27 protein-coding genes are annotated in these 25830 nt (G+C 46.0%); 7 read left to right on the top strand and 20 right to left on the bottom strand.

The genetic code is table 11. The features are described from left to right. Positions 1 to 9: 9 nt before the first annotated feature. From atpA to lepA, 13 genes are read right to left on the bottom strand one after another with little or no spacing between them, the layout of a single operon-like run. Positions 10 to 1521: a F0F1 ATP synthase subunit alpha gene (gene atpA, locus CTN_RS04165; protein WP_015919339.1), complete on the bottom strand. Its 1512-nt coding sequence runs from the start codon at positions 1519 to 1521 to the stop codon at positions 10 to 12. Further along, complete coding sequence (locus tag CTN_RS04160) at positions 1518 to 2069, bottom strand: F0F1 ATP synthase subunit delta (RefSeq protein WP_015919338.1); 552 nt, start codon at positions 2067 to 2069, stop codon at positions 1518 to 1520. The genes atpA and CTN_RS04160 overlap by 4 nt, the downstream gene beginning before the upstream one ends. Beyond that, the gene (atpF, locus tag CTN_RS04155; protein WP_015919337.1) at positions 2066 to 2560 is read right to left on the bottom strand and encodes a F0F1 ATP synthase subunit B; all 495 of its coding nucleotides are present in this window, start codon (positions 2558 to 2560) and stop codon (positions 2066 to 2068) included. The genes CTN_RS04160 and atpF overlap by 4 nt, the downstream gene beginning before the upstream one ends. A gap of 12 nt (positions 2561 to 2572) precedes the next feature. Further along, the gene (locus CTN_RS04150; protein ID WP_038067226.1) at positions 2573 to 2830 is read right to left on the bottom strand and encodes a F0F1 ATP synthase subunit C; all 258 of its coding nucleotides are present in this window, start codon (positions 2828 to 2830) and stop codon (positions 2573 to 2575) included. A 12-nt stretch (positions 2831 to 2842) separates the two neighbouring features. Beyond that, positions 2843 to 3685 (bottom strand): F0F1 ATP synthase subunit A, encoded by an 843-nt coding sequence (atpB, locus tag CTN_RS04145; protein WP_038067221.1) that lies wholly within the window; start codon positions 3683 to 3685, stop codon positions 2843 to 2845. Next, entirely contained in the window at positions 3682 to 4032 is a 351-nt protein-coding gene (locus CTN_RS04140; protein WP_015919334.1) for an ATP synthase subunit I, read from the bottom strand. Before CTN_RS04140 ends, atpB begins: the two co-directional genes overlap by 4 nt. Then, positions 3968 to 4255 carry an AtpZ/AtpI family protein gene (locus tag CTN_RS04135; RefSeq protein ID WP_038067216.1) on the bottom strand — a complete coding sequence of 96 codons (288 nt, stop codon included), beginning with the start codon at positions 4253 to 4255 and terminating at the stop codon, positions 3968 to 3970. Before CTN_RS04135 ends, CTN_RS04140 begins: the two co-directional genes overlap by 65 nt. Then, positions 4255 to 4719 carry a chemotaxis protein CheX gene (locus tag CTN_RS04130; RefSeq protein ID WP_015919333.1) on the bottom strand — a complete coding sequence of 155 codons (465 nt, stop codon included), beginning with the start codon at positions 4717 to 4719 and terminating at the stop codon, positions 4255 to 4257. Before CTN_RS04130 ends, CTN_RS04135 begins: the two co-directional genes overlap by 1 nt. Before the next feature lie 13 nt (positions 4720 to 4732). Beyond that, positions 4733 to 7414 carry a DNA polymerase I gene (polA, locus tag CTN_RS04125; RefSeq protein WP_015919332.1) on the bottom strand — a complete coding sequence of 894 codons (2682 nt, stop codon included), beginning with the start codon at positions 7412 to 7414 and terminating at the stop codon, positions 4733 to 4735. Beyond that, positions 7392 to 7757 (bottom strand): carboxymuconolactone decarboxylase family protein, encoded by a 366-nt coding sequence (locus tag CTN_RS04120; RefSeq protein WP_038067212.1) that lies wholly within the window; start codon positions 7755 to 7757, stop codon positions 7392 to 7394. The genes polA and CTN_RS04120 overlap by 23 nt, the downstream gene beginning before the upstream one ends. Before the next feature lie 5 nt (positions 7758 to 7762). After that, positions 7763 to 8431, bottom strand: a complete 669-nt coding sequence (locus CTN_RS04115) for a glycerophosphodiester phosphodiesterase family protein (protein ID WP_015919330.1) — start codon at positions 8429 to 8431, stop codon at positions 7763 to 7765. Then, a complete protein-coding gene (locus tag CTN_RS04110; RefSeq protein WP_015919329.1) occupies positions 8428 to 8892 on the bottom strand; it encodes a DUF3242 domain-containing protein in 465 nt (154 codons plus the stop codon). Before CTN_RS04110 ends, CTN_RS04115 begins: the two co-directional genes overlap by 4 nt. Then, positions 8889 to 10706, bottom strand: coding sequence for a translation elongation factor 4 (lepA, locus tag CTN_RS04105; protein ID WP_015919328.1), 1818 nt, complete (start codon positions 10704 to 10706; stop codon positions 8889 to 8891). The genes CTN_RS04110 and lepA overlap by 4 nt, the downstream gene beginning before the upstream one ends. A 101-nt stretch (positions 10707 to 10807) precedes the next feature. Between lepA and CTN_RS04100 the strand changes: the two genes are divergently transcribed. Beyond that, the gene (locus CTN_RS04100) at positions 10808 to 13171 is read left to right on the top strand and encodes a glycoside hydrolase family 2 protein (protein ID WP_041437598.1); all 2364 of its coding nucleotides are present in this window, start codon (positions 10808 to 10810) and stop codon (positions 13169 to 13171) included. Positions 13172 to 13190: 19 nt separating this feature from the next. Here the strand turns inward: CTN_RS04100 and CTN_RS04095 are convergent, their stop codons facing one another. Genes CTN_RS04095 through CTN_RS04065 form a run of 7 tightly spaced genes read right to left on the bottom strand, consistent with a single transcriptional unit; the run spans position 13191 to position 18196 of the window. Further along, on the bottom strand, positions 13191 to 13589 hold the full coding sequence (locus tag CTN_RS04095; RefSeq protein WP_015919326.1) for a UvrB/UvrC motif-containing protein: 399 nt from the start codon (positions 13587 to 13589) through the stop codon (positions 13191 to 13193). Further along, positions 13586 to 14146, bottom strand: coding sequence for an aminoacyl-tRNA hydrolase (gene pth, locus CTN_RS04090; RefSeq protein ID WP_015919325.1), 561 nt, complete (start codon positions 14144 to 14146; stop codon positions 13586 to 13588). Before pth ends, CTN_RS04095 begins: the two co-directional genes overlap by 4 nt. Then, positions 14147 to 14794 carry a 50S ribosomal protein L25 gene (locus CTN_RS04085; protein WP_015919324.1) on the bottom strand — a complete coding sequence of 216 codons (648 nt, stop codon included), beginning with the start codon at positions 14792 to 14794 and terminating at the stop codon, positions 14147 to 14149. Positions 14795 to 14816: 22 nt separating this feature from the next. Then, positions 14817 to 15764 (bottom strand): ribose-phosphate pyrophosphokinase, encoded by a 948-nt coding sequence (locus CTN_RS04080; protein WP_015919323.1) that lies wholly within the window; start codon positions 15762 to 15764, stop codon positions 14817 to 14819. A 1-nt stretch (position 15765) separates the two neighbouring features. Beyond that, positions 15766 to 17100, bottom strand: a complete 1335-nt coding sequence (gene glmU / locus CTN_RS04075) for a bifunctional UDP-N-acetylglucosamine diphosphorylase/glucosamine-1-phosphate N-acetyltransferase GlmU (protein WP_038067207.1) — start codon at positions 17098 to 17100, stop codon at positions 15766 to 15768. 11 nt (positions 17101 to 17111) lie between these two features. Then, a complete protein-coding gene (locus CTN_RS04070; RefSeq protein ID WP_015919321.1) occupies positions 17112 to 17414 on the bottom strand; it encodes a hypothetical protein in 303 nt (100 codons plus the stop codon). After that, positions 17411 to 18196, bottom strand: coding sequence for a DUF72 domain-containing protein (locus CTN_RS04065; protein WP_038067203.1), 786 nt, complete (start codon positions 18194 to 18196; stop codon positions 17411 to 17413). Before CTN_RS04065 ends, CTN_RS04070 begins: the two co-directional genes overlap by 4 nt. A gap of 66 nt (positions 18197 to 18262) precedes the next feature. On the opposite strand from CTN_RS04065, the gene tsaE reads away from it, so the two are divergent. Genes tsaE through CTN_RS04035 form a run of 6 tightly spaced genes read left to right on the top strand, consistent with a single transcriptional unit; the run spans position 18263 to position 25756 of the window. Continuing rightward, positions 18263 to 18748, top strand: a complete 486-nt coding sequence (tsaE, locus tag CTN_RS04060) for a tRNA (adenosine(37)-N6)-threonylcarbamoyltransferase complex ATPase subunit type 1 TsaE (RefSeq protein WP_015919320.1) — start codon at positions 18263 to 18265, stop codon at positions 18746 to 18748. After that, positions 18702 to 21065 (top strand): endopeptidase La, encoded by a 2364-nt coding sequence (gene lon / locus CTN_RS04055; protein ID WP_038067200.1) that lies wholly within the window; start codon positions 18702 to 18704, stop codon positions 21063 to 21065. The genes tsaE and lon overlap by 47 nt, the downstream gene beginning before the upstream one ends. Continuing rightward, positions 21062 to 21448: a hypothetical protein gene (locus tag CTN_RS04050; protein ID WP_015919317.1), complete on the top strand. Its 387-nt coding sequence runs from the start codon at positions 21062 to 21064 to the stop codon at positions 21446 to 21448. The genes lon and CTN_RS04050 overlap by 4 nt, the downstream gene beginning before the upstream one ends. Next, the gene (locus CTN_RS04045; protein ID WP_015919316.1) at positions 21441 to 22592 is read left to right on the top strand and encodes a metallophosphoesterase family protein; all 1152 of its coding nucleotides are present in this window, start codon (positions 21441 to 21443) and stop codon (positions 22590 to 22592) included. The genes CTN_RS04050 and CTN_RS04045 overlap by 8 nt, the downstream gene beginning before the upstream one ends. After that, positions 22582 to 25143 carry an AAA family ATPase gene (locus tag CTN_RS04040; protein ID WP_015919315.1) on the top strand — a complete coding sequence of 854 codons (2562 nt, stop codon included), beginning with the start codon at positions 22582 to 22584 and terminating at the stop codon, positions 25141 to 25143. The genes CTN_RS04045 and CTN_RS04040 overlap by 11 nt, the downstream gene beginning before the upstream one ends. Further along, positions 25136 to 25756, top strand: a complete 621-nt coding sequence (locus CTN_RS04035; protein ID WP_038067196.1) for a HEAT repeat domain-containing protein — start codon at positions 25136 to 25138, stop codon at positions 25754 to 25756. The genes CTN_RS04040 and CTN_RS04035 overlap by 8 nt, the downstream gene beginning before the upstream one ends. Positions 25757 to 25830: the final 74 nt, after the last annotated feature.

Here is a 25830-nt window from a genome sequence, read left to right as displayed (position 1 = left end):
CATGTCCCATCACACCCTGAACACAGCTTTGAACTCTTCGATAGCCTTCTTGAGTTTTTCTTCTGTCTCGGGGGTAAGTTCTTTCTTCTCTCTGATATCGTCCAGTATATCCTGGTGCTTCTCATGCATGAACCTGAGGAACTCTTTTTCGAACCTTCTGACTGCCTCCACAGGCAGATCGTCCAGATAGCCCCTGACTCCCGCAAATATAACAACAACCTGTTCTTCAACGGGCATTGGACTGTATTGTTCCTGTTTCAGAAGTTCCATGAGTCTTTGACCCCTTACGATCTGAGCCCTTGTGGCCGGATCCAGCTCCGTTGCAAACTGGGCGAAGGTTTCTAGTTCTCTGTACTGGGCAAGTTCTATTCTCAACATTCCAGCCACCTGCTTCATGGCCTTTATCTGTGCGGCTCCTCCCACCCTGGACACGGACAGACCGACGTTTATAGCAGGCCTCTGTCCTGCGTAGAACAGGCCGGGTTCGAGGTAGATCTGTCCATCTGTGATGGATATCACGTTCGTTGGTATGTAAGCGGATATGTCGTTTGCCTGGGTCTCAACGATTGGGAGTGCCGTCAGAGAACCACCACCGAGTTTGTCGTTCAGTCGAACCGCTCTTTCAAGGAGCCTGGAGTGCAGGTAGAATATATCACCGGGGTATGCCTCTCTTCCAGGAGGCCTCCTCATGAGAAGTGAGAGTTGCCTGTAGGCAACGGCGTGTTTCGAGAGATCATCGTACACCACGAGTGCATCTCTTCCAGAGTAAGCAAAGTACTCTCCCATGGCACATCCCGCGTAGGGCGCTATGTACTGGAGTGTGGCGGGATCGGATGCGGAAGCCACCACCACCGTGGTGTACTCCAAGGCTCCGTACTGCCTGAGTTTGTCTATAATCCTTGCTATTGCAGATTTTTTCTGACCGATTGCCACGTATATACAGTAAACACCCTGTCCCTTCTGGTTGATGATCGTGTCGATGGCTATGGCGGTCTTTCCGGTCTGTCTGTCGCCTATGATCAGCTCTCTCTGGCCTCTACCAATAGGAATCATGGAGTCTATGGCCTTTATACCCGTCTGGAGGGGTGTGTCAACGGGTTTTCTGTAGATGACACCAGGAGCTTTTATCTCTATCGGTCTGAAATTTTTTGCATTTATAGGTCCTTTACCGTCGAGGGGTTCACCGAGAGGATTCACCACTCTTCCAAGGAGTTCTTCTCCAACAGGCACTTCTATGATCCTTTTGAGCCTTCTGACGGTGTGTCCTTCTTTTATGTCCTTGTATTCGCCGAGCACGATGATACCAACGTTGTCTTCTTCCAGGTTGAAGGCCACACCCTTGACGCCTGTCTCCACAAACTCCACAAGTTCACTCACCATCACCTTGTTCAAACCATACACACGGGCTATACCGTCTCCCACCTGGATGACCTTTCCGGTGTCCTCAAGGTCTATCTTCTCTTCGAAACTCTTTATCTTTTCTTCCAGTACTTTGGTGATTTCACCGGGATTTATCCTCAACTCATCTCACCCCTTTTGAGGGTTTCCTGGGAGAGCCTTTTCAGTCTGCCCTGAACGGTCGTATCCAGTCTGAATCCTTCGAATTCCACAACGGCTCCCGCTATCAAGGATTCGTCTACGGTCGTTTTGAACACAGGATCTTTGAGTGCATATTTTCGTATGAATTTCCTGAGAAGAGTAAGCTCTTCTTCTTTCGGAACGTGTGCTATTCTCAGATCTGCGGGTACCTTCTGTTCTGAAAGTATCTTTTCGTACTCGAACAACTCATGAATGTTTCTGAGAAGTTTCTGCCTTTTTCTCTCGAAAAGAAGCATCAAAAACCTTTCCTGAAATTCATCCATCTCTTCTCCGAACTCTTCCAGGACACTCTTTATCAACGTCACCTTCTTTTCCGGTTTTACAACCGGATTGTCGAACAGATCCTTGTTCGACTCATAAACATTGCAAACGAAATCCAGAAATCTCAGATATTCATCTTCTTTTTCATTTTCGATGGCGATGTTCAGGAAAGCCCTGGCGTATCTTCCGGCTACCGCGGAAAGCTTCATGACTTTTCTATCTCCTCTTTGAGAATTTTGATGAGGTATTCCCTCTTTGCCCTTTCATCCTGGAAAACCCTCTGAAGCAATTTGGTGGCCATAACCACGGAAAGTTCCGCAGCACGTTCCTGGATCTGCTCCAGGGCTCTTTTGTACTCAACCTCTATCTGGGCTTTTGCAGAGTCTATGATGCTCTGTGCCTCTTTTTTTGCCTTTTCTCTTGCATCTTCAACTATTGTTTCTGCTTCCCTTCTTGCACTCTCAACTATTTCATCGGCTCTCTGGCGAGCCTCCAGCAGTTGTTTTTCAGCTTCTTCTTTCATCTTTTCTGCTTCTTTTTTCAGTTCTTCGGCACTTTTTAGATCACTTTCGACCTTCTTTTTTCTCTTCTCAGCCATTTCTATGAACGGAGTGTAGAGAAACTTATTCAGAAAATAGACCATCAGTACAAAGAGCATCAACATTGCTGCTGAAGTCCAGTTTATCTCCAGAAAACCCAAAGTTATCCCTCCTCACACCACGAGGAGGATCATGAAGGCTATGAGAAGTGAGTATATACCGGTTGTCTCTGCCACAGCGTCAGCAAGGAGCATTCTTGTAGTGATGGTACCGACCATCTCAGGCTGTCTTGCCATGGCATCCATGGCGTGGGCACCTATGTTACCTTCTCCTATACCCGGTCCTATGGCACCTATTCCCATGCAGAGTCCCGCTCCAAGATATTTCCCAAGAAGTGCCAGTCCCTGTGCGAGATCGCTCAGGTTTTCCATCTTCATCCCTCCTCACGAAAGTTGTGAACTGATGTATGCAACAGCGAGCATACTGAACACGAAAGCCTGCACCAGTCCCACAAATATTCCAAAGAATCCCCAGAAGACTATGGGTGCAAAGAAGTACTTCGTCATGTAAGAGAGAATGTAAACGAGTATGGCACCACCACCTATGTTACCAAACAACCTCAAAGAATGAGAAATGGGTTTTGCCAGTTCACCGATGAGGTTTATCGGGAACATCACAGGATTCGGATAGAACCAGGTTTTCAGCCACTCTTTGAACCCCTTGGATCTTATCGCAAACACGTGACTGATGATCAAAACAAGAACGGCGTAGGTGAGATTCGTATTCAGATCCCCCGTAGGAGCGGGCCAGATGTCGGAAAAGAGGGTGATTTTCTGGATGGATCCATCTTCGGCAGCAACAACGTTTATTCCAGGTACCGCCCCGCCGATCACGTTGGAGAAGGCTATGAAAAGAAACAGTGTGGTCGCGATCACAAAGGTGGGTTTTACAAACCTCTTGTCCGGTATCGACTCATCGACGATCTCATAGAACGTCTCAAGGATGGACTCTATGAGGGCCTGTTTTCTGTTCGGTACCAGTTCAAACCTTCTCAATCTGTACGCAATGAGGATGAGAAGAACGGCTATACCGGCTCCCACCATTATCGTCATCGGGTTGAACCTGAAACCGTTTATATCCACTATCCACCTTTTCCCAAGACCTCCGAAGATTTCTTCCATCGGAGTCTTTTTCAGCTGCTGGATGTTCAAAATAGCAACCACTATGTAAGCCGCAATGAAGATCGAGAGAAATATCTTCTCCTTTTTGCTGAACGTGATCTTCAATCCAGCCACCTCCAGGCAACGAAAGAAACGATTTTCAGGTTCATCAATCCAACAAAGACACCGATGAGTGTTTCAAGTGATACCAGTCCACCTATCAGAAAAAGAGCGGCGTTGAACGTGTACCTACCCAGATACCCCAGAACCCAGCCTTTCGTTGTCTTTCTGGCTACCATTCTCTCTATATCTCTCTTCAGAGAAAAGAGATTTGCTATCGCTCCAGTACTTCCAAGGATCGGTCCCCATCCCTTTTCAAACCCAAAGATCAAACTGAAGATGAACGCTTCAACCAGTCCCAGAATCGTTATCACTGCCGTCATCTTTTTTGTTAGTCTTTTCACTTTTATCATACCTCTCGGATTCTTTCAAAAGTATTTTGAAACCGTTATACAAACCAGAAAAGATCCCTAAAATTGTAAAAACAAAGAGTAAAATTCCGTTTTTGAACGTCCATTTGTCCAGATAGTACCCCAGCAAAGCCCCTACCACTATGTTCGATATCAACGTTGTAGTAAACATGACAACCATGTTGTATTTCCCAAAGTCCCTAAAAAGATTCTTTGAAATATGCATCACCCTCCACTTTTTACAGACAGATGAAGGTCGAAGTCCTCGTTTGAGAAAACAGAGATCGGTAGTTTCAAAACAGTTCCGAAGCTTTTTATCTTGAGGTCTTTTCCACTCACCACCGTGGGAGGTGTGATATCAACGTGTTTTCCAAGGGTTTCAAGTTTCATCGCGAGTTTTCCAGCCGTCATGTTTCCAAGCTCTCCTATGGCGCTCATGGCAAGCTCGTCAAGCTGACCGTACTCCATGCCCATCATTGCAGAAACGACCTTCAGAGCCGTTTCTGAAGAAAAAGAATAAATCAGGCTTCCTTCTATACTACCCGTCACACCGATAACGGTAACCACCGAGTGGGGAATCTCTATGTGCGACACCGCAGACGGCTTTCCCAGTTTTGGTTCCACCCTCAACACACTTTTTATGGTCTCGTACACAGATCCAATGAGGGCGTTCACTATCTTCGCATCCATACCAATTCCTCCTTCAAGACCAGCTTTTTCCGATGCTTATGTCAACCTCAAGAGGCACAGAGAGTTTCACCACATTTGTCATTTTGTTCTTCACCAGATCAACTAGTTCTTCTTTTTCCTCATCGGGAACCTCGAAGACCAGTTCGTCATGAACCTGAATGATCATTCTGGATTTCATGTTTCTTTTTCTCAGCTCCTCGTCTATATCTATCATAGCCAATTTTATTATATCTGCCGCCGTTCCCTGAATGGGGGTGTTTATTGCGATTCTTTCGCCTTCGGACTGGGTGTTCTTGTCCCTTGCCATGAGCTGGGGAATATCTCTTTTTCTTCCAAAGAGAGTCCTGACGTAGCCCTTCTCTTTTGCCTCTGCAACAACCTGCTGGATGTAGCTTCGCACCTTTGGATACAGTGTGAAATAGCTGATAATCATCTTTTCTGCTTCTTTAACCGGTATTCCAAGTCTCACAGAAAGACCGTACGGTGTGACACCGTATATTATAGAGAAGTTCACCATCTTTCCAACCCGTCGCATTTCTTCGTTCACTTCTTCTGGCTTTACGTTGTAGATCCTGGAGGCAGTCAAGGTGTGCACATCGATGCCCTCCTCGAAGGCCTTCACAAGGTTCTCATCACCACTGAGATGAGCGAGGATTCTGAGTTCTATTTGGGAATAATCCGCACTGACGATCCACCAGTCTGGATCCTGGGGCACAATCGCTTTTCTAATTTCTTTTCCCTCTTCGCTCTTTGTCGGAAGATTCTGAAGATTTGGATCACTGCTACTCAACCTGCCAGTGGCGGTACCCGTCTGGTGGAAAGATGCATGAATTCTTCCGGTTTTCGGGTTCACAAGTTTCGGAAGGGTGTCTATGTAGGTCGATTTCAGTTTCTGGATCTTTCTGTACTCGAGAATGAGGGGTACTATCTCGTGCTCATTCGCTATCTCTTCCAACACCTCTATCCTGGTAGAGTACTCTCCTGTTTTTGTCGTTTTTCCACGGGGTTTTATTCCCAGCTTCTCAAAAAGGATCTTTGAAACCTGTTTTGGAGAATTGATGTTGAAGGGCTCACCTGCTATCTGGTAGATTTTTTCGGCCAGTTCCTCGAGCTTTTTGCCGTACTCCTCCGAGAGCTTTTTCAGGAATTCTGTGTCCACATACACCCCGTTCAATTCCATGCGTGCAAGAACGTTCACAAGCGGCATCTCTATCCTGTAGAAGACGTTCTCAAGTTCCGCTTCATGGAGCTTCATGCTGAGTATCTTGTAGAGCCTATAAGTGATGTCTGCATCCTCGCAGGAGTAGTTCGCAGCCTTGTCTACCGGAACATCCGCAAAGCTGAAACCAAAAAGTGGTGAGGAAAACGACATCAGTTCCTGATAAGACGTCATTTTGTATCCGAGAAATTTCAAAGACAGATCTTCGAGATTGAATTTTTTCTCGTTTGGCTCCAGCAAATATGCAGCTATCATCGTGTCAAAATGCGGATAAACTGGCGATATACCCTTTACCATAAGAACCTTGTAGTCGTACTTCAGGTTCTGACCCACAATCTTCGAAGACGGGTCTTCGAGGATCTCTTTCAACTTCGACAGCACCAGTGTTTCATCAAGATTCTGGGCGTTTCTGTGATGAAGTGGAATGTAATAAGCTGTTTTCGGTTTGAACGACACGGAGATGCCGACTATCTCACAGTTGAACGGGTCAAGGGAGGACGTTTCAAGGTCCAGGGCAAAAGATGGAACCTCCTTCAGCTTTTCGATGAGATCTTCGAAGGTCTTATGATCCTTCACGATTTCGTATCCGGTGGGTTCTGCTTCTTCGTACAGTTGAAGTTCCTTCATGATGGAAGCAAACTCCAGTTCTTTCAATATCGGAAGTAGTTTTCTCTTGTCGTATCCTCTGTATTTCATCTCTTCCCAGTCCACTTCAACAGGTGCGTTCGTCACCAGAGTTGCAAGTTTTTTACTGAGGATGGCAACTTCCCTGTCTCTCAAGAGAGCCTTTCTCACTCTCTGGGGGAGTTCACGGGCATGCTCCAGAATGTCTTCAAGATTTCTGTACTTGCCGAGAAGCTGTACAGCGGTCTTTTCACCTATTCCCGTTACACCGGGAATGTTGTCTATCTCGTCTCCCGTCAGTGCTAGAAGATCCGGTATCTGATGTGGTTCCACACCGTATCTTTCTTTCACCTTTTTCGAATCGTAAAGCTCAAGATCCGATATCCCCTTGACGATTCTCCAGACCTTTATCTTCTCGTTTACAAGTTGAAGCATATCCTTGTCACCGGTTATTATGAAAATCTCATCAAAAAACGTGCAGCCCTTGACTGCAAGCGTGGCGATGATATCGTCTGCTTCGTATCCTTCCAGCTCCAGCACTTTGAAACCAAGAGCTTCTATCAGCCGCTTGATGTAAGGTAGCTGCTGAACTAGAAGATCCGGCGTCTTTGGCCTTTGCGCCTTGTACGCTTCGAGCAGTTTGTGTCTGAACGTCGCTGCCTTCTTGTCGAAGGCCACAGCCGCGTAGTCCTTTTCGGGTATAATGTGTTCCTTTATGAATTTAACGAGCATCCTGGCAACGCCATAGACGGCGTTCGTTGGAATTCCTGTGGATGTGGAAAGGGATCTGTCGAGGGCGTAATATGCCCTGTAGGCCAGGGCTGTGCCATCAAAGAGAAATAGTCTCGCCATTTTCCTGCATCCCCCTGAGCTCCTCCAGAAAATCCACCGCCCGTCTCAGATGTGGGATCACGATTGATCCTCCCACTACAAGGGCTACATCGAAGGCCTCGAATATCTCTTCGTCGCTCAGACCTTCCTGTACACACCTCACAAGATGGTACCTTATACAGTCATCACACCTCAGGACCATCGATGCAACAAGTCCCATCAACTCTTTGGTTTTCGTATCGAGCTTTCCCGGTCTGTACACGGACGTATCCAGGTTGAAGAATCGCTTGGTGATCAACGTTCCCCTGGAAAGCACCTTCTCGTTCAGTTTCCGCCTGGTCTCGACGAATTTTCTGTATTCCATGCTTTTCACCTCATTTTCGAGAAAAGTTCCACTTCGTCTGTTATGATACCATCGATATGAGCCTTTATTCTCTGGAAAATCTCGGGATCGTTCAGAGTCCAGACGAAGATCCTGATGCCCTTTTCTCTGAATCTATCACAGAGCTCTACCACGAACTCGCTTTCGAACGCCTGGTACGGAATGTGTAGAGAATAAGGGCGTTCTCTTTCAACACGATCAACAAAGCTCTGGATGTCTCCGTAGTTTTCCTCGTCTATAAGATATCCGTATCTTGTCCCTTTGAATTCTTCGTCCAGAAGGTCCAGGTCGAAAGAAGAAAAGATCTCGTTTTTTCTGCCTTTCGAAAGCTCAAGGGCAGGTCTTGCCGCTTCTCGTTCTTTTATTTCAACGTTCACAATCTTGTCGTCAGAGATGTGTTCGTACACCTCTTCCAGAGTAGTTATCTTTCCATCTGAAAGCTCTTTCAACTCATCGAGCGTGGCATCTTTCACCTTCAGATTCTTTCCAAATAGCCTTTTCAGATCCTCATCGTGTGACACCACCACTTTTCCATCCTTTGAAAGCCTCACATCGAGTTCCACACCATCCGCACCGTATTCGATGGCCTTGATGAACGCTTCCAGAGTGTTTTCCAGGTATTTCGCTGAGTAGCCCCTGTGACCAAGCACGATCATTCTTTCAACACCCCGTACACTCTGAAAACGTGCTTCACAAACTTGTCAACCCCATTTCGACCTTCCACGGTGAAAAACCATCTTTTTTTCCACCAAGAGACGATCCTTTTTCCGTCCAGTATCGTGGAAAACTTTCCCATGTTCGGCAGTTCCAGGATGCTTCTCACCGAGAGAAACCCCGATTTCTTTTTTACCGCCTTCCACACCTGCTTGGCATCTTCTCCCCTGTACGCATAAAGAAGCAAAACATCTCCTGTTTTCGACTCGAAGATTGCCACTTTTCCCTTCATTTCCACATCCCTGTATTGATCCACCTCTTTGATGTCTACCAGTCTGTACTCCTGATTCTCCAGTATCTGAAGAGCGGTCTCCACAGAGTAGGCATCAGGTGGAACCTCTATTTGAAAAAACGAGCAGGCAGAGAGAAGAAAAACGATCGCTATCAGAAGCAACCATCTCACTTTTCATCACCTTCTCCTATCTTCAAAAGGGCCAGGAATGCCTCCTGGGGAATGGTAACACGCCCTATTTCCCTGAGTCTTTTCTTTCCCTCCTTTTGTTTTTCCAGGAGTTTCATCTTTCTTGTCACATCTCCACCGTAACACTTGGCGAGGACGTCCTTTCTGAGCGCTTTTATATCGGCTCTTGCTATTATCCTGCCTCCTGCTTTTGCCTGAATCGGTATCTGAAATTGATGTCTCGGGATCAACTCTTTCAGTTTTTCCACCATCTTTTTTGCCACCGGGTAAGCCTTCGATCTATGAACGACGAAAGAGAGTGCATCGACAGGTTCTTTGTTGACCAGAATCGTCACTTTCACCAGGTCGCTTTTTCTGTACTCTTTGAATTCGTAGTCCATCGATGCATAGCCTCTGCTCACTGCCTTCATTTTATCAAAGAAGTCGTAGATTATCTCAGAAAGTGGAGCATCAAACCTCAGTATCACACGATTTCTCCCGGCGTTCTCTGTTGCCCTGAGTTCTCCTCTCTTTTCGTTCTGAACGAGGTTGATGAGTGGTCCTATGTAATCGGTGGGCGTTATTATCGAAAGATCAACGTAGGGCTCGTACACTTCCAGTATTTCTCCCTCTTCCGGAAATTTTGAAGGATCGGTGATCTCCAGTTCTTCTCCGTTTCTCAAAACAACTTTGTACCTGACGTTCGGAGCCGTCAAAATGACTGCCAGATCGAATTCTCTCTCTATTCTTTCTCTCACAACGTCCATATGAAGAGGTCCGAGAAAACCACATCTGAAACCGAATCCCAGAGCAGGAGACATGGTGGGTTCAAAATACAGGGCAGAATCGTTGAGCTTCAACTTTTCAAGGGCTTTTCTGAGTTCCTCATAGTACTCTGGAAGTCCTGGAAACATCCCTGCGAATACCATGGGTTTTATCTCTCTGTATCCTGGAAGCGGCTCTTCGACCGGATCGTCGGCGGATGTTATGGTGTCTCCCACCCGAGCGTCTCCCACTTCTTTTATACCTGCTATCACATATCCAACTTCTCCCGCACTGAGTGCGTCCACTGGTGTCATCTCTGGTAGGAACACTCCGACTTCCTGCACTTCGTAGACCTTTTTGTTTGAAAAGGTCATGATGCGATCGCCGGGCTTGACCTGCCCATCGAAGAGACGAATGTGCACAATAACACCTTTGTAGTTGTCGTATTTGGCGTCGAATATGAGTGCTTTGAGTTTTCCGTTGATGTCCCCTTTAGGTGGAGGAACTCTTTTAACTATGGCCTCAAGAAGTTCTCTAACACCCGTACCTTCCTTGGCACTGACGAGCAGTATTTCTTCGTCTTTCACACCGAGAAGATCCTTTATCTCAAGGGCTGTCTCTTCGATGTTTGCGTTTGGAAGATCTATCTTGTTTATCACAGGGATTATCTCCAGGTCGTGCTCTATGGCAAGATAGGTGTGCGCAACGGTCTGGGCTTCTACTCCCTGAGTTGCATCCACAAGCAGCACGGCTCCTTCACAGGCTGCCATGCTTCTTCCCACTTCGTAAGAGAAATCCACATGGCCCGGTGTATCGATTATGTTTATCTCGTAGGTGTTCCCGTCTTCGGCTGTGTACATAACCTTCACCGGCTGGGCCTTTATCGTGATACCACGCTCTCTTTCTATGTCCATCATATCCAGGTACTGGTCTCTCATCTTCCTTTTATCCACTGTGTTTGTGATCTCGAGAATTCTGTCCACAAGAGTTGTCTTTCCATGATCAATGTGGGCGATTATACAGATGTTCCTGATCAGGTCGGGTCTGTACACTCACAGATCACCTCCGGAGAAATTAACCTCACTTTTGAATTTTACCATTTCGTTTTTTCAACTTCTCTGTGATATACATTCAAAAGGAAGGAGGGAGGTTTATGAGACGAATCGATCTCAACGGAAGATGGCAAATCAGAGATTCGAAGGGGGAATTCTCCCTTGTGGGGCTTGTCCCGGGAGTCGTTCAGGCTGATCTGGTCAGGGAGGGATTGCTTCCCCATCCCTATGTGGGAACCAACGAAGATCTTTTTAAAGAAATCGAAGATAGAGAGTGGATCTACGAGAGAGAGTTCAACTTTCGGGAAGATCTCTTAGACGAAGATAGGGTCGACCTTGTCTTCGAAGGAATAGATACACTGGCCGACGTTTACCTGAACGATGTGTATCTTGGAAGCACAGAAGACATGTTCCTGGAGTATCGGTTCGACATCAAAGGTGTGCTGAAAGAGAAGAATCACCTCAGGGTGTTCATAAAGTCTCCTGTGAAAGTTCCAAAGACCCTTGAACAAAATTACGGGGTGCTGGGTGGTCCAGAGGACAGCATCAGGGGTTACATTCGAAAAGCTCAGTACTCCTACGGATGGGACTGGGGTGCTCGAATTGTAACGAGTGGTATCTGGAGACCCGTTTACATTGAAACGTACAGAAAAGCCCGTCTTCAGGACTCCACCGCTTACCTCGTTGATCTGAAGGGAAAGGATGCCGTGGTAAAAGTGAACGGGTTCGTTTATGGAGAAGGGGATCTTTCAGTCGATGTTTTTGTAAACGGCGAGAAGATGGGAAGTTATCAGGTGATGGAGAAAAACGGTGAAAAGTTCTTCGAGGGTGTTTTCAGCCTGAAGAACGTGAAACTCTGGTACCCTTGGAATGTTGGAGAACCGTACCTCTACGATTTCACCTTCATTCTGAAAGAATCGGAAAAAGAAGTATACAGGGAAGAGAAAAAAATCGGTTTGAGAAAGGTAAGGATTTTACAGGAACCAGATGGTGAAGGAAAGACTTTCATCTTCGAGATCAACGGTGAGAAAGTCTTCGCAAAGGGAGCAAATTGGATACCGGCGGACAACATCCTCACATGGTTGAAAACAGAAGATTACGAGAAACTCGTAAAGATGGCAAAAGAGGCCAACATGAACATGCTGAGGGTCTGGGGTGGCGGGATCTACGAGAGCGAAGATTTCTACAAACTGTGTGACGAACTTGGGATCATGGTATGGCAGGACTTCATGTACGCGTGTCTGGAATATCCAGATCATCTGCCATGGTTCAGAAAGTTAGCAAACGATGAGGCAAGAAAGATCGTGAGAAAACTCAGGTACCATCCTTCCATCGTTTTGTGGTGTGGTAACAACGAGAACAACTGGGGATTTGACGAATGGGGTAACATGTCAAGAAAAGTGGACGGTATCAATCTGGGAAACAGACTCTACCTTTTCGACTTTCCCAGAATATGTGCAGAGGAAGATCCCGCAACTCCGTACTGGCCTTCCAGCCCGTACGGTGGAGAGAAGGCAAACAGTGAAAAAGAAGGTGACAGGCACGTCTGGAACGTATGGAGCGGCTGGATGAACTACGATCATTACGAAAAAGACACCGGAAAGTTCATAAGCGAGTTCGGTTTTCAGGGAGCCCCCCATATGAAGACGATTGAATTCTTCTCAAAACCACAGGAAAGAGATCCATTTCACCCGGTAATGCTGAAACACAACAAGCAGGTCGAAGGGCAGGAAAGACTCATCAGGTTCATCTACGGAAACTTTGGCCGCTGCAGAGACTTCGAAAGTTTTGTTTATCTGTCTCAGCTCAATCAGGCAGAGGCGATCAAGTTCGGTGTGGAACACTGGAGAAGCAGAAAATACAAAACGGCAGGAACGCTCTTCTGGCAATTGAACGACAGCTGGCCTGTTTTCAGTTGGTCTGCCGTGGATTACTTCAAAAGACCAAAAGCACTGTACTATTACGCAAGAAGGTTCTTCGCGGACGTGCTTCCGGTTGTGAAGAAAGTCGATGGCAAGGTGGGTCTTTTTGTTGTGAGCGATCTCAGAGAGCTTAAAAAAGCCAGTGTCAGATTTGCAGCCTACAGAGTGTCAGGAGATCTGGTGTTTGAAAAGTTCTACGATGTCACGTTACCAGCAGATTCAGTAACCCTGGTGGATACCGTTTCCACTTCGGATGATCTGGTGTTCTTTGTAGAAGTGAGGGTAGAAGGCAGATCTTTCAAGAACTACAGGATCCTGAAGAAATGGAGAGAGATGGACGTTCCAGATCCGGGGATCTCGGTGATTGAAAAAGAGAATGAAATCGAAATAACAGCAGAAAGGCCTGCTTTCGGTATCAAGATCCTCTCAGAGGAACTGCCAGAAGACGACTTCCTGTTCCTTGAGCCCGGAGAAAAGATCATTCTCAAAAAGCCAGGTGGGTTTTTCGATGTGAAATCCCTTTTTGATTATCTAGAAAGATGAAAGCCCCCTTGAGGGGCTTTCATTTCACATCCATCTTTCTCTTTATCTGAGTGATCAGCTGTTTCAATCGACTCGCTTTCCTGTAGTCTTCGTTCTTTATGGCTTCCTTCAATTTTCGCTCAAGAAACGCTATCTTCCTTTCGTTCAGAAGGACTTCCCTTTCCTGTGGATGCCATTTTCCAAACATCTGCTCCATCACATAGACAGGAATCTCTACGAAAACAGCCATTTCATCTTCAAAAACATGTCTTCCTTTTTTGAGGGTCTCGTCCGGAACACCAGCAATCTTTCTGAGAGGCACGCTGTTTCTCAGAACTTCGACTACACATTTTTTGCAGTAAGAGATCTTTTTCTCTACACCATCGAAATCTATTTGATAGAAATAGGAAGCTTTTTGACCACATTTCATGCATCTCATACTCTCACCTCTAAAGAGTTGTAAACGGACATTGCCTTGTCTATTCCTTCGTTAAGAATTGTCACCAGTGCATTTCTGGAAAGCTCAAAGACTTTCTGAAGTACTTTGAATTCCTCTTCTGAAAATTCTCCCAGAACGAAGTCCACCAAATTCATTCCCTCTGGTTTCTCTCCTATTCCGATTCTTATGCGCTTTATCTCCTGTGTTCCGAGTGCCTGAATTATCGACTTCATTCCGTTGTGTCCACCATCTGAACCTTTCTTTCTGATCCTGATCTTTCCAAGCTTCAGACTCACATCGTCGTACACTACTATTATATCATCCACGTTCACTCGAAAGAAACGCATTATATAAGGCATAGCAACACCGCTGAGATTCATGTAAGTCAGCGGTTTCACAAGTACAATTTCGTGGCCATCCAGTTCTGTCTTGTTCCACTCGAAAAATTTTTCCGACTTCCAGCCTTTGCTTTTCAAGTAATCCAGAAAAAGGAAACCCACGTTATGCCTCGTGAAGGCATAACGTGGGCCTGGGTTTCCCAGCCCCACAACGACCATTTACTCTTCTTCCTCTTCTTCCTTCCTCTTTATTACTTCCGGTTCTGCTACTTCTTCTTCTACTTCTTCTTCCTCGATGGATACTTCTTTAGGAACAAGGATGGATACCACTGCTTCTTCATCTTCCAGAAGACATTTCACACCCTCTGGGAGCTTCAGATCCCTTGCGTGGATCACATCTCCAAGATCCAGTGAAGAAACATCCACTTCTATCTCCTGTGGTACCCTGTCGGGGTCTGTTTCAACGGGGATCTCTTCATGGTAGACTTCAAGGAAGCCACCTTTTTCCACACCGACGGGTTTTCCTACCACTTTGAGAGGAACGTTGATCCTCATCCTGTGACCCTTGACGGGTTCATAAAAATCCACGTGGACGATCGCTTCGGAGACCTTGTCTCTCTGGATCATCTTCAAGAACACGGTCTTCTCAGACACGGTCCTTTCCTCATCATCCTTGATAACCAGACGAATGGGAGTGGTTTCGGTTATCGTGTGGAAGACCTTTTCAAGCAGCGATCTTTTTATCTTCACGGGAATAGGATCCGTTGCGGGTCCGTACACAACGGCTGGTACTTCTCCTCTTCTTCTGAGGCGCTTTGCTTCTCTTTTGCCCTTCGGTGTTCTCAATCTGACCTCTAGACTTACCATCTTTTCTCCCTCCTGTAGGTCTTCATCTGAAGAGTATGCTCACCGACAGATGCTTTCTGATCCTCATGATAGCTTCTCCTATCAGGTTTGCCACTGAGATAACCTTAACCTTTTCAGGCAGCCTTTCATGGTAAATGGTATCCGTTATGTAGACGGTGTCTATCGGGGAATTCTCTATTCTCTCGAGGGCGTTCTCCGAGAACACCCCGTGTGTTGCACAGGCGATGATCTTTTTCGCACCGGCTTTCTTCAAAGCCTCAGCACCCTTCACTATCGAATGGGCAGTATCTATTATATCATCAAAAAGGATAACTACCTTGTCCTTCACTTCTCCTATTATGTTTACAACCTCCGCCACGTTGTCACTCGGTCTTCTTTTGTCAAGTATGGCAAGGGATGTTTTCAGTCGTTCTGCCATTCTTCTTGCCCTTCTCACTCCACCCACATCTGGAGACACAACCACCGTCTCTTCGGGGACTATCTCCTCTCTTTTTTGCAGTTCTTCTGCAAACACAGGATAACTCCACAGATTGTCAACCGGTATGTCGAAGAATCCCTGAATCTGTTCTGCGTGAAGATCGACCGTGAGAACTCGCGTTGCTCCAGCCACCGTGATCAAATTTGCCACCAGTTTGGCACTTATCGGGTCTCTTCCCTTTGCTTTTCTGTCTTGCCTTGCGTATCCATAGTAAGGAATAACGACGGCTATCGTGTTGGCTGAAGCCCTCTTGAACGCATCGATCATGATGAGAAGTTCCATCAAGTTTTCGTTGACCGGGGGAGATGTGGATTGAATGAGGAATATGTCATGGCCTCTCACTGTCTCGTTTATTCGGACGTTTATCTCCCCATCAGCGAACCTGCCAACCTCGCAGTCACCGAGCTGAAGATTCAGGTACCTTGCTATCTTCTCTGCAAGAGGCTTGTTAGAATTTCCAGCAAAAACCTTCATCTCGTTTGAAAAAGACATATCATTCCTCCTTTCTCTTCAGTACCCACCCTTCTTTCACGATCTGGCGGGCTCTTCCCAGACCCAGAGAGTATGGAGGAACGTCTTCTGTGATCACAGATCCGGCTCCTATGAGGGCTCCCTTTCCTATACGAACAGGTGCCACCAGTGATGTGTTGCTTCCTATGAAGGTTTCGTCTTCGATGAAAGTGGGGTTTTTCCTCTTTCCATCGTAGTTGCACGTGATGGTGCCGGCTCCTATGTTCACGTTCATTCCAACATAAGCATCCCCTATGTAACTGAGATGCTGGGCCTTCGTTCCCTCTCCAATTGTACTTTTTTTGATTTCAACAAAATTTCCGATTTTTGACGATTTCTTCAAAACGGTTCCCTCTCTCAGCCTTGCGAAAGGTCCAACGGAAACATCGTCCTCTATCACGCTTTTGAAGCACTCTGAGCGCATTATTTTTACGTTGTTCCCCACTTCGCAGTCCACGATGCGGCTCAAGGGGCCTATTTCGCAGCCTTCACCTATTCTCGTTTTCCCTTCTATGAAGGTCATGGGATATACAATCGTGTCCATCCCAATCTCCACCGAATAATGTATGTATGTGGTGTTCGGATCCAGTATCGTAACACCGTTTTCGAGAAGTTCTTCTATTTTTCTTCTTCTCAGCTGATCTTCAAGCCAGACCAGGGTTTTCCTTGTGTTCACTCCTGTGATCTCCAGAGGATCTGCTGTTCTGACAACCCGAACATTCTCAGCGAGGTTCACCGCATCTGTGAGGTAGTACTCTCCTTTCGCATTGTCGTTCTTGATCTTTGGAAGCACTTCCAAGAGAAACTCACCAGAAAAGACGTAAAAACCCGTGTTGATCGTTTTGATTCCTTTCAGATTCTCCGGAAGATCCACTTCCTCTATTATCCTGTATCTTCCCCCGTCCCCCACAACCCGACCGTATCCAGAAGGATCCTCCACGTCTGCCACAAGGATCGTGACATCCGCTCCTTTTCTGTGTTCTTCGATCATCCTCTTGAGGGTGTTTTCACTTATCAGTGGGACATCCCCGTATAGGATGATAACATCATCGTCTGGTTCTAAAAAACTTCTTGCACACATCACAGCGTGTGCTGTTCCCAGTTGCTCTTCCTGGATGAAAATCCTAACCCATTCTGGAAGGTGTTTTCTGACCTTTTCTGCTTCAAAACCGAGAACAACACCAACTTCCTGGGCCACCTTCCCCGCCGTATCGACCACCCATTCTATCATGGATTTGCCGGAGAGTCTGTGTAGAACTTTCGGTATTCTGGACTTCATCCTTGTTCCCTTTCCGGCAGCCAGGATGAGCGCCTTCATGGTTTCACCTCTCAAAACCAGTTTTTCTTTTCAATATCCAGTTCGTTCAGTTCTCCCTTCAAGAATCCTTCGATCTCTTCTTTTGTTATCTCGTCCTCCACGAACACCCTCTTTTCCCTGGGGAAAGTCTCGAAAACGTGATGAACAATCGGCTTTTGTGAGATCTCCATGGCAAACAGTATCATCTGAAGCGCCTCGTGAATTTCCTCATCTGAGTATTTCTTTCTGAGATAGTGAATGTGTTTTTCCATGAGATCGAAGATGTCTTCCTGAGATTCCTCAAGGACGTTCAGTATATCATCCAGAGCACTCACACTCTCTCCTCCAGCATCTTTTTGAACTCAAGCGCGTTCATCGCCGCCTGCCCCCTATAGCAGTTGTTGAAAAAAACATACGTTTCCTTCACCTTCTGAGATACACTCAGTACATCGTTCAAGAAAGAACTCAACTCTTCACGGCTGTACAGATAATTGTACCGTTCTTCACCTTCCGCTTCAAACCAGCGCTCGTTCCTCCCATGGAATCTGAAGTAAGCATAATCCGTTGTCACGATGGGTCTGTAAGGAAACAGACCCGGAATCTTCGGTGCGTCCACTATCACAAAGGTTATCTTCTGTTCCTTCAAGAAGTGATACACATCGTCTCTGTCCCAGGAACTGTGGCGAAATTCGCACGCAAGATGATATGGAAATCTCTCATTCAACCGCTTCAGATACTCCAGATTGCCGGAAGAATATTTGAACGAAAACGGAAACTGGGCAAGGGTCATCTTCAACCTTCCCTCTTCGATGAGTGGTTTCAACTCCTCCGCGAAGCTTTCAATCTCGTCTTTCGGATCTTTTCCCTCTTTCCAGAGCACATGCGTCACGTTTCCCGGAAGCTTTACGGTAAAATAGAAATCGGAAGGGGTCTTTCTCAACATTTGCACAAAAGAGCGCCACGATGGTCGTGTATAATATGTGAAGTTCAACTCGACTATTCTAAACCCGAGTACTGCCCAGTAATATTTTAAAAACTGAGAGGGTTTCAGATGCTCAGGATACACTACTCCTTTCCAATCTTCAAAGGAAAAACCACTCGTTCCCACATAAACCATCCGTTCTTTCCCCTTCTGGAAGAATACTTCAATATGTATTGTACAACACACATGGAGGAATGAAAGATGAAAAAACTCGTGTTTGAACATCTCGATGAAGAAAAACTCAAAAGACTGGCTGAGGTGATGACAGGGGCATTGAAGGGAGGAGAGGTAGTTGTACTGTCAGGTGAACTCGGCGCAGGAAAGACGACGTTTGTGAGGGGAATGGTCAGGGCGATTGGACTGGATGAATCCATCGTGAGGAGTCCTACCTTCACGCTCATGAACGTTTATCCCGGAGCGAAGACGATATACCACCTTGATCTTTACAGGGTGAAGGATCCCGAGTTTCTCCTTCTCGATGTTGAAGACGTGCTGGAGAGTGAAGAAGGAGTGCTGGTTGTGGAATGGGGAGACCTGTTTGAAAACTTCTGGCCAGAAGATGCGATAAAGGTGAAGATCGAGGTGGCGGATGAACTTTCCAGGAACGTTGAAATCTCAATACCTGAGGAGGTGAACTATCTTGTCGAAGCAGTCAAAAGAGGTGGAAAAGAGCTTCAAGGTTCTTGAAAAATACGCCAGACAGCAGGAGCGAGATATAGAGATTCCAGACAGCCTTCCCTGTATTCCTCTGAGAAACGGTCTGGGAGTCTTTCCGAACACCGTCGTTCCCTTTTACGTTGGAAGGGAAAAATCTCTCATTGCACTCGAAGAGGCGATGGAAAAATACAATAGACTTCTCTTTGTTGTCAACCAGATCGATCCGTCCGTTGAAAATCCAGGCCCTGAAGACCTCTACAGAGTTGGAACGATCGTCAAGGTTCTTCAGATAATGAAACTTCCCGACGACACCTTCAAAGTGTTGGTTGAGGGACTGGAACGAGCCCGCGTGGAGGATTTCATCTCCACAGAACCTTTCTTTTTGGTGAGACTTGAGGTTTTGAAGGTGAAATACCGGAAGACGAAAAAATTGGAAGCACTGATGCGTAGTGTGAAGGACAAGGCGATCAGGTACTTCAACCTAACCAGGAAGTTTCCACAGGAAACCCTCGTCACGTTGAAGGAAATGCAGGATCCAGACAGGCTGGCTGATTTTGTGGCCTCCATTCTACCCGTTCCCCTTGAGACAAAGCAAGAACTCCTTGAAACGGTCCATCCCTTGCATCGCCTCGAAAAGGTCCTCTCCATTCTGGTGAAGGAAATAGAGATACTGGAAATAGAAGAGGAGATAGAAAAGAAGGTAAAAGACAGGATAGAAAAGACACAGAGAGAGTACGTCCTGCGCGAAAAACTCAGGGCCATAAAAGAGGAACTGGGGGCGGAAGAAGAGGTAGAGATCAGGGAACTCTACGAAAAAGTTGAAAAGGGCGACTATCCAGAGTACGTGAAAGAGAAAGCAGTGAAAGAAATCCAGAGACTGGAGAAGATGTCCCCCTACAGTGCTGAGGCCACCGTTGTGAGGACCTATCTGGACTGGTTGCTGAACCTTCCCTGGAACGTTACAACGGAAGACAGAATAGACGTGAAAGAGACAAGAAAGATTCTGGACAGGAATCACTACGGCCTGGAAGAGGTGAAAGAGAGGATCCTGGAGTACCTCGTTGCAAGGAAATTTTCAAAGAATCTCAAGGCACCGATTCTGTGTCTTGTCGGGCCTCCAGGTGTTGGAAAGACTTCCCTTGGAAGAACCATAGCCGAGGCCATGGGAAGAAGATTCGGAAGAATGTCCCTTGGAGGGCTGAGGGATGAAGCCGAGATAAAGGGGCATCGCCGAACCTACGTTGGTGCCATGCCCGGAAGAATCATCCAGATAATCAGAAGAGTTGGAACGAAAAACCCGGTCATCCTGCTGGACGAAGTGGACAAGATGGGTATCAGTTTCCAGGGAGATCCTGCCTCGGCACTTCTCGAAGTTCTCGATCCAGAGCAGAACAAAGATTTTGTGGATCACTACCTTGAGATACCGTTTGACCTTTCTCAGGTCCTCTTCATCACAACAGCGAACGTACTCCACACGATCCCACCGGCCCTCAGAGACAGGATGGAGATCATAGAGATACCGGGATACTCTGATCCGGAAAAGTACCACATCGCAAAGGATTACATCGTTCCACGAATCGCAAACCAGTATGGTCTGTCACGGATAGAATTCACCCCCGGTGCGATCAAGAAGATCATAAGGGAATACACAAAAGAAGCGGGTGTGAGAAATCTGGAAAGGATCATAGAAAAGGTTGTAAGAAAAAGTCTTGTAAAAAAAGAGAGGAAACATCTGAAAATAGGAACAAAGGACGTGGAGGAACTACTTGGTCCGGCTGTCTACAGAGCGGAAGACGTGCTGGAAGAAGATACGGTTGGGGCTGTCACCGGGCTTGCCTGGACACCAGCAGGTGGAAGTGTTTTGATCGTGGAAAGTCTTCTTGTTCCGGGCAAAGGAAACCTCATACTGACAGGTTACATGGGAGACGTCATGAAAGAATCCGCTAAAATCGCTCTCAGTGTGGTGAGAAAAATGTGCGGAGAAGAATGCAGGGATGTTTTCGAAAAAAACGACATACACATACATGTTCCCGAAGGTGCCGTGCCAAAGGATGGACCTTCAGCAGGTATTACCATCACCGTGGCTCTATACTCTGCCGTCACAGGGAAAAAAGTGAAAAAAGACGTGGCGATGACGGGAGAGATCACCTTAAGAGGAAAGATACTTCCGGTTGGAGGAATCAGAGAAAAACTCCTCGCAGCAAAGAGAGCAGGGATAAAAAAGGTGATCCTTCCAGAGCGCAACAGACCAGACGTTGAAAAAATACCAAAGGAGTATTTGAACGGACTGGAAATCGTGTTCTGTAGGGAAATAACGGATGTTCTGAAGGAGGCAGTGCTCGGGTGAAAAAAGACGTGTTCTACGTGGTCGTTTTGACGGTATTTGCACTTCTTTTCACCATCACGTACTTTTCTTACAGGACACTCAACGAAAGGGTTGAGTACACCGAAAAACTGGTGAAGGCTTACGAACTCTACATATTTTCCGATTACGAAAAATTCGCTGATTACGTCGAAAAAGAAGGACTTAAAATAGAGGGAATGGACCTTCTAAAAGAGAAAAAAGCACGATCTCTTCTTGCAGAGGCAAAGGATCTGTACAAACTTGCCAATTACGGAGAGGCCCTTGTTCTGTTCGAAAAGGTATCGAATCTGACAGAAAACGAAGAGATCAAGAAAATAGTAGATTTCTACGTAGAAGAGTGCAAGAAAAAACTGGCGGGTGATTGAATTGGAAGAACTGAAGATCCTCCACACCGCAGACTGGCATTTTGGTCTCACTTCCTGGAGCAGTTCAAAACCCAGGGACCGTAGAGCCGAAATAAATGAAGCGCTGGATAGGGTGATCGAAGAGGCAAGGAAAGAAGGTGTGGATCTTTTCCTGGTGGCAGGGGATCTGCTTCACAACAGATCGAATCCCGGTGTCACCGCGATGAAAGATGTTATGGAGTACCTAAAGAAGATGCTGCAGATCGCACCGGTTGTGGTACTTCTGGGCAACCACGACTGGCGCGGCCTGACGGCGTTTGGAGACCTGCTTCAGGTTCTATCGGATGACCTTGTCTTTTTGAGATATCCAGAACCCGTGGATGTTGTTGCAGGAAGAGGTCAGAAAGTGAGGATCCTTCCCTTCCCATATCCAGAAGAATCGGAGGATCTCGAAGCGAAAATCTCCAGAGGAAGGGATTTCAGGCAGTGGCTTGAGAAGAAACTGGCAAAACTCAAAGAGGCGGGCAAAGAGGATTTTGCCGTGTTTGTGGGTCATTTCACGGTGGAAGGACTGGAGCCTTACGCGGGCGCTGAACAGGGAAGAGAAATCGTGATAAATCGAAACCTCATACCGTTCTTTGCTGACTATGTGGCTCTTGGGCATTTACATGGCTTTCATGTGGTTCAGGAACAACCGTTGATGATCTACTCTGGGTCTCCCATAAGACTGGATTTCGGTGAGGAAAAGGATGAAAAGGGTGCCGTGCTTGTGGTCGTGAAAAAAGGCAGCGAGCCTGTTTTCAGAAAAATTGACACCAACCCGCTTCCTCTGAAAACCCTCTTTTACAGAACACTGGACACATCGGCCAGAAGAGAAATAAAGGATTTCTGTCGGACCTTTCCCGGTTATGTGAGGATCACCTACGAAGAAGATCCCCTCAACATGGCCCACGAACTTCTGGGTGAGATCGACAACGTGGTAAAGGTGGAAAAAAGAATCGAAAAGGTGTTTCAAAGCGGTGTGGATGACGTGAGGGAGGAGATATCAAAACTGGACTTTTTTGAACTCTTCAAAGAATACGTGAAGACCCGCGTGAAAGATCATGAGAATCTCATAAAGCTCTTTGAGGAATTACTCGAAGAGGTGAAAGGGAATGAGACCTGAAAGGCTTGTGGCCAAAAATTTTCTCGGTTTGAAAAGCGTGGATATAAACTTCGAAAAGGGTATCACGATCATAGAGGGACCAAACGGAGCCGGAAAGTCTTCGATATTCGAAGCCATTTCCTTTGCGCTGTTTGGAGAGGGTATAAGGTACGGAAGAAACGTTTATGATTATGTGAACACAGAATCTCCAGAAAGAAGAGCACAGTTGATCTTCCGTTTTGAACGTGGAGGCAAAAGATATGAAGTCCTGAGAGAAATAGAATCTGGTGTGAGAAAGAAACATTCTGCTGTCCTCGTTGAAGTGCTCGAAGAAGGAAAGAAAGCAAGACAGGCGGTGAAGGTGGATGATGTAAGAAAAAAAATCGAAGAGATACTGGGGGTGGACTCCAGAACCTTTACAAAAACGATCTTTCTCCCACAGGGAAAGATCGACGAACTTCTAAAATCAACCCCCGGTGAGATATCAAGAATCATATCGGATGTCTTTCTGGACGAGGACATCCTGAAAAGGCTGGAAGACACCCTCAACAAAAAGATGAACGAACTGAACCAGGAAACCTCAGGTTACGAAAGACTTCTTTCAGAGATCATCAGTTACCTCGACAGGTACAGACTGGAAGATTTGAAGAAAAAACTCTCAGATCTGTTGAGTGAAAAGAAAAGACTTCTGGATGAAGAAGAAAAACTTCGAGGTGAAGAAAAAAGGCTGTCTTATCTTGTTGAACGATACCGGGAGATAGTGGAAAAGAAAGAAAGGCTGAAAAAACTTCTTCAGGAGAAGACGCGGCTGGAAGAAGAAGTGAAACAGGAAAGGAAAATAAAGAAGGCAAAGGAACTCAAGCCCATCTTTGAAGAGTTGCGCATCAGAGAAAGCAATCTAAAACGCATTTCCGATGAGATAAACAGATATGTAGAGCGCCTCAGAAAACTTCAAACAGAAAGAGAAAACGCATCAAAAAGGCTTTTGCTGTACGAAGAGGATCTTTCGCGCAAGAAAGAACAGGCCGAGAAACTTCGCCGTGGGTTGGAAGAGGCTGAGGAAATATTGGAGAGATCACGACCGATTCTGGAAAAGATGATCAGAACGCTTGAATCCATAAGGCAAGCAGAAGAAGAGGTGGAAAAACTTCACAAAGATCTGGAAGAAAAGAAAAGAGAACTTCTCCGCATTGAAGGTATAGTTGAAGAGAAAAAAACTGTTCTTGAAGAAACAAAGAAGAGCCTTGCTGAGTTGAAGAAGAACCATCTTGCATGGCTGGTGTATCAAATAGCCTCACAACTGAATGATGGAGACACATGCCCGGTATGTGGTGGAGAGTACCACGGTAAGGCAAAGGCAGTTGACTTCGATCGTGAACAGTTTGAAGAGATGGAAAAGAGAAAGTCTTCTCTGGAAAGTGAAATTGTGATCCTTGAAGAGAGAAAGAAAAACCTTTCATCGGCCATCGAGGAAACAAAAGAATCTCTGATGATCAGAGAAAAAGATCTGAGTGAATTGAGAAAAGAAAAAGAAAAGATGGAAGAAGATCTCAACCGGCTTGGTTACAGAGAAGGAATGGAAAGAACCCTCAAAGAAAGAAGAAGAGCTGTCGAAGAACTCGAAAAAGAGTGCAGGATTCTTTCAGAGAAAATAATCTCAGAGAGAACAAAGATCGAGCAGTTTGACGATCAGATCAGAAATATAATGGATGAGATGAAAGCAAAAAGAAGAGAACTTGAAGATTCAAAGGCAGAACTGTCCCATCTGAAGGAAGATTTCATGAAAAGATTAGAAGACGCAGGCCTAAGCGTTGAAGAATTCAGGACACTGGTGAACGAAGAACCAAAGAACGCAGAAGACAGGCTGAAAGCCGTTGAAACAGAGATCCGTCTTCTCGAAGAAGACATCGAAAAAGAAAAGGATCTGAGCCCGGAAATACTGGAAGAACACAAAAAGATTCTGGATCATCTTGAGAAAATAAAAGAAAAACTCTCCGAGTTGAACAGAGAAGAGGGCAGCATACGACACATACTGGAAGAGGTGAAAGCAAAAGAGGAAAAGAGAAAGGAACTGGAAAGCAAACTGCTCGAGTTGAAAAAAAGGCTCGAAGACTTCGGACTTTTGAAGCGGCTTCTTTTCCGGAAAGATGAATTCTATTCGTATTTCACAGAAAAGGTGCTCGAAGCTGTTCTGAAGCGAACAAATTCCTATCTGGAAGTGCTGACAAACGGTCGATTCGAAATAGATTTTGTTTCTGGCAAAGGATTTGTTATATACGATAGAGGGACAGAGAGAATGGCAAGTGGACTCTCTGGAGGGGAAAGTTCCCTTATAGCGATCTCTCTTGCGATGTCTCTGGCAGAAGTTGCTTCCGGAAGGCTTGATGCGTTCTTCATAGACGAAGGCTTTTCAAGCCTCGACACAGAAAACAAAGCAAAAGTTGCCTCCGTTTTGAAAGAATTGAAGAAACTAAACAAGGTGATCGTTCTGATAACGCACGACAGGGAATTTTCGAATGCCTTCGAAAGAAAACTGAGAATAGAGGAAGGAGTTGTTGTGTCGAATGAATGAGGAAAGGAGAAAAAAAGAAGAACTGATAGAGAGGATCATCAAAGAAAAGGGTGAAGAGGCTTTTCCAAAACTGATAGAACTACTGGAGGACGAGGATCCAGAGGTGAAAGAGATCGTCGCGGAGGTGTTCTACAGATTCGGAGACAGAGCGAGGGAATTTCTCTTCAACGAGATACAGAAAAGAAGAGAAAAGGGCTTTGAGAAGAACGACATCACGAACCTCTACATAGTGGATATCCTTGGAGATCTAGGAGAAAAGAGAATGAAAAACATCCTCTACGAACTCATGGAAAAATACGACTCAGAAGAGGCCCTGCTTGTGATATACGAAGCGCTGGCAAAGATAGGTGAGGGAGAGGTGTTCCTGCCGGAACTGGAGTACCTCATGTTCGAAGATTCCTACAGAAAAGAACTCTGCGAACAGGTGGCCATGGTCCTGGCACACATACCGAACGAGAGGTCTTTGAAGATACTCCTGAGGTCCCTGAAAAGCAACGAGTTTTCTGAAGATCAAAAAGAGTTCTTCAGAAAGGCAGTGGAGATGATACTGTACAAAAAGCCAGAACTTGCCTCACTCATAGACGAAAACGAAAGAAGGGAGTTGGGATTATAGTCGAACCTGTCGTTGCGGAGAACATCAAAAAATCCTACGGTAAAAAACAGATACTGGAAGGTGTTTCCCTTCAC

It is taken from the genome of Thermotoga neapolitana DSM 4359, assembly GCF_000018945.1.
GTDB classification, from domain to species: Bacteria; Thermotogota; Thermotogae; order Thermotogales; family Thermotogaceae; genus Thermotoga; species Thermotoga neapolitana.
Note: the sequence above shows the minus strand (reverse complement) of the source record. Positions and strands in the feature narration are given on the sequence as shown.

What these genes read in the sequence shown, in the direction of transcription:
- CTN_RS04160 (WP_015919338.1), bottom strand. Translation starts at nt 2,069, where the DNA reads ATGAAGCTTTCCGCGGTAGCCGGAAGATACGCCAGGGCTTTCCTGAAC.
- CTN_RS04150 (WP_038067226.1), bottom strand. Translation starts at nt 2,830, where the DNA reads ATGGAAAACCTGAGCGATCTCGCACAGGGACTGGCACTTCTTGGGAAA.
- CTN_RS04140 (WP_015919334.1), bottom strand. Translation starts at nt 4,032, where the DNA reads ATGATAAAAGTGAAAAGACTAACAAAAAAGATGACGGCAGTGATAACG.
- CTN_RS04135 (WP_038067216.1), bottom strand. Translation starts at nt 4,255, where the DNA reads ATGCATATTTCAAAGAATCTTTTTAGGGACTTTGGGAAATACAACATG.
- CTN_RS04130 (WP_015919333.1), bottom strand. Translation starts at nt 4,719, where the DNA reads ATGGATGCGAAGATAGTGAACGCCCTCATTGGATCTGTGTACGAGACC.
- polA (WP_015919332.1), bottom strand. Translation starts at nt 7,414, where the DNA reads ATGGCGAGACTATTTCTCTTTGATGGCACAGCCCTGGCCTACAGGGCA.
- CTN_RS04120 (WP_038067212.1), bottom strand. Translation starts at nt 7,757, where the DNA reads ATGGAATACAGAAAATTCGTCGAGACCAGGCGGAAACTGAACGAGAAG.
- CTN_RS04115 (WP_015919330.1), bottom strand. Translation starts at nt 8,431, where the DNA reads ATGATCGTGCTTGGTCACAGGGGCTACTCAGCGAAATACCTGGAAAAC.
- CTN_RS04100 (WP_041437598.1), top strand. Translation starts at nt 10,808, where the DNA reads ATGAGACGAATCGATCTCAACGGAAGATGGCAAATCAGAGATTCGAAG.
- CTN_RS04095 (WP_015919326.1), bottom strand. Translation starts at nt 13,589, where the DNA reads ATGAGATGCATGAAATGTGGTCAAAAAGCTTCCTATTTCTATCAAATA.
- pth (WP_015919325.1), bottom strand. Translation starts at nt 14,146, where the DNA reads ATGGTCGTTGTGGGGCTGGGAAACCCAGGCCCACGTTATGCCTTCACG.
- CTN_RS04085 (WP_015919324.1), bottom strand. Translation starts at nt 14,794, where the DNA reads ATGGTAAGTCTAGAGGTCAGATTGAGAACACCGAAGGGCAAAAGAGAA.
- CTN_RS04080 (WP_015919323.1), bottom strand. Translation starts at nt 15,764, where the DNA reads ATGTCTTTTTCAAACGAGATGAAGGTTTTTGCTGGAAATTCTAACAAG.
- glmU (WP_038067207.1), bottom strand. Translation starts at nt 17,100, where the DNA reads ATGAAGGCGCTCATCCTGGCTGCCGGAAAGGGAACAAGGATGAAGTCC.
- CTN_RS04065 (WP_038067203.1), bottom strand. Translation starts at nt 18,196, where the DNA reads ATGGTTTATGTGGGAACGAGTGGTTTTTCCTTTGAAGATTGGAAAGGA.
- tsaE (WP_015919320.1), top strand. Translation starts at nt 18,263, where the DNA reads ATGAAAAAACTCGTGTTTGAACATCTCGATGAAGAAAAACTCAAAAGA.
- CTN_RS04040 (WP_015919315.1), top strand. Translation starts at nt 22,582, where the DNA reads ATGAGACCTGAAAGGCTTGTGGCCAAAAATTTTCTCGGTTTGAAAAGC.
- CTN_RS04035 (WP_038067196.1), top strand. Translation starts at nt 25,136, where the DNA reads ATGAATGAGGAAAGGAGAAAAAAAGAAGAACTGATAGAGAGGATCATC.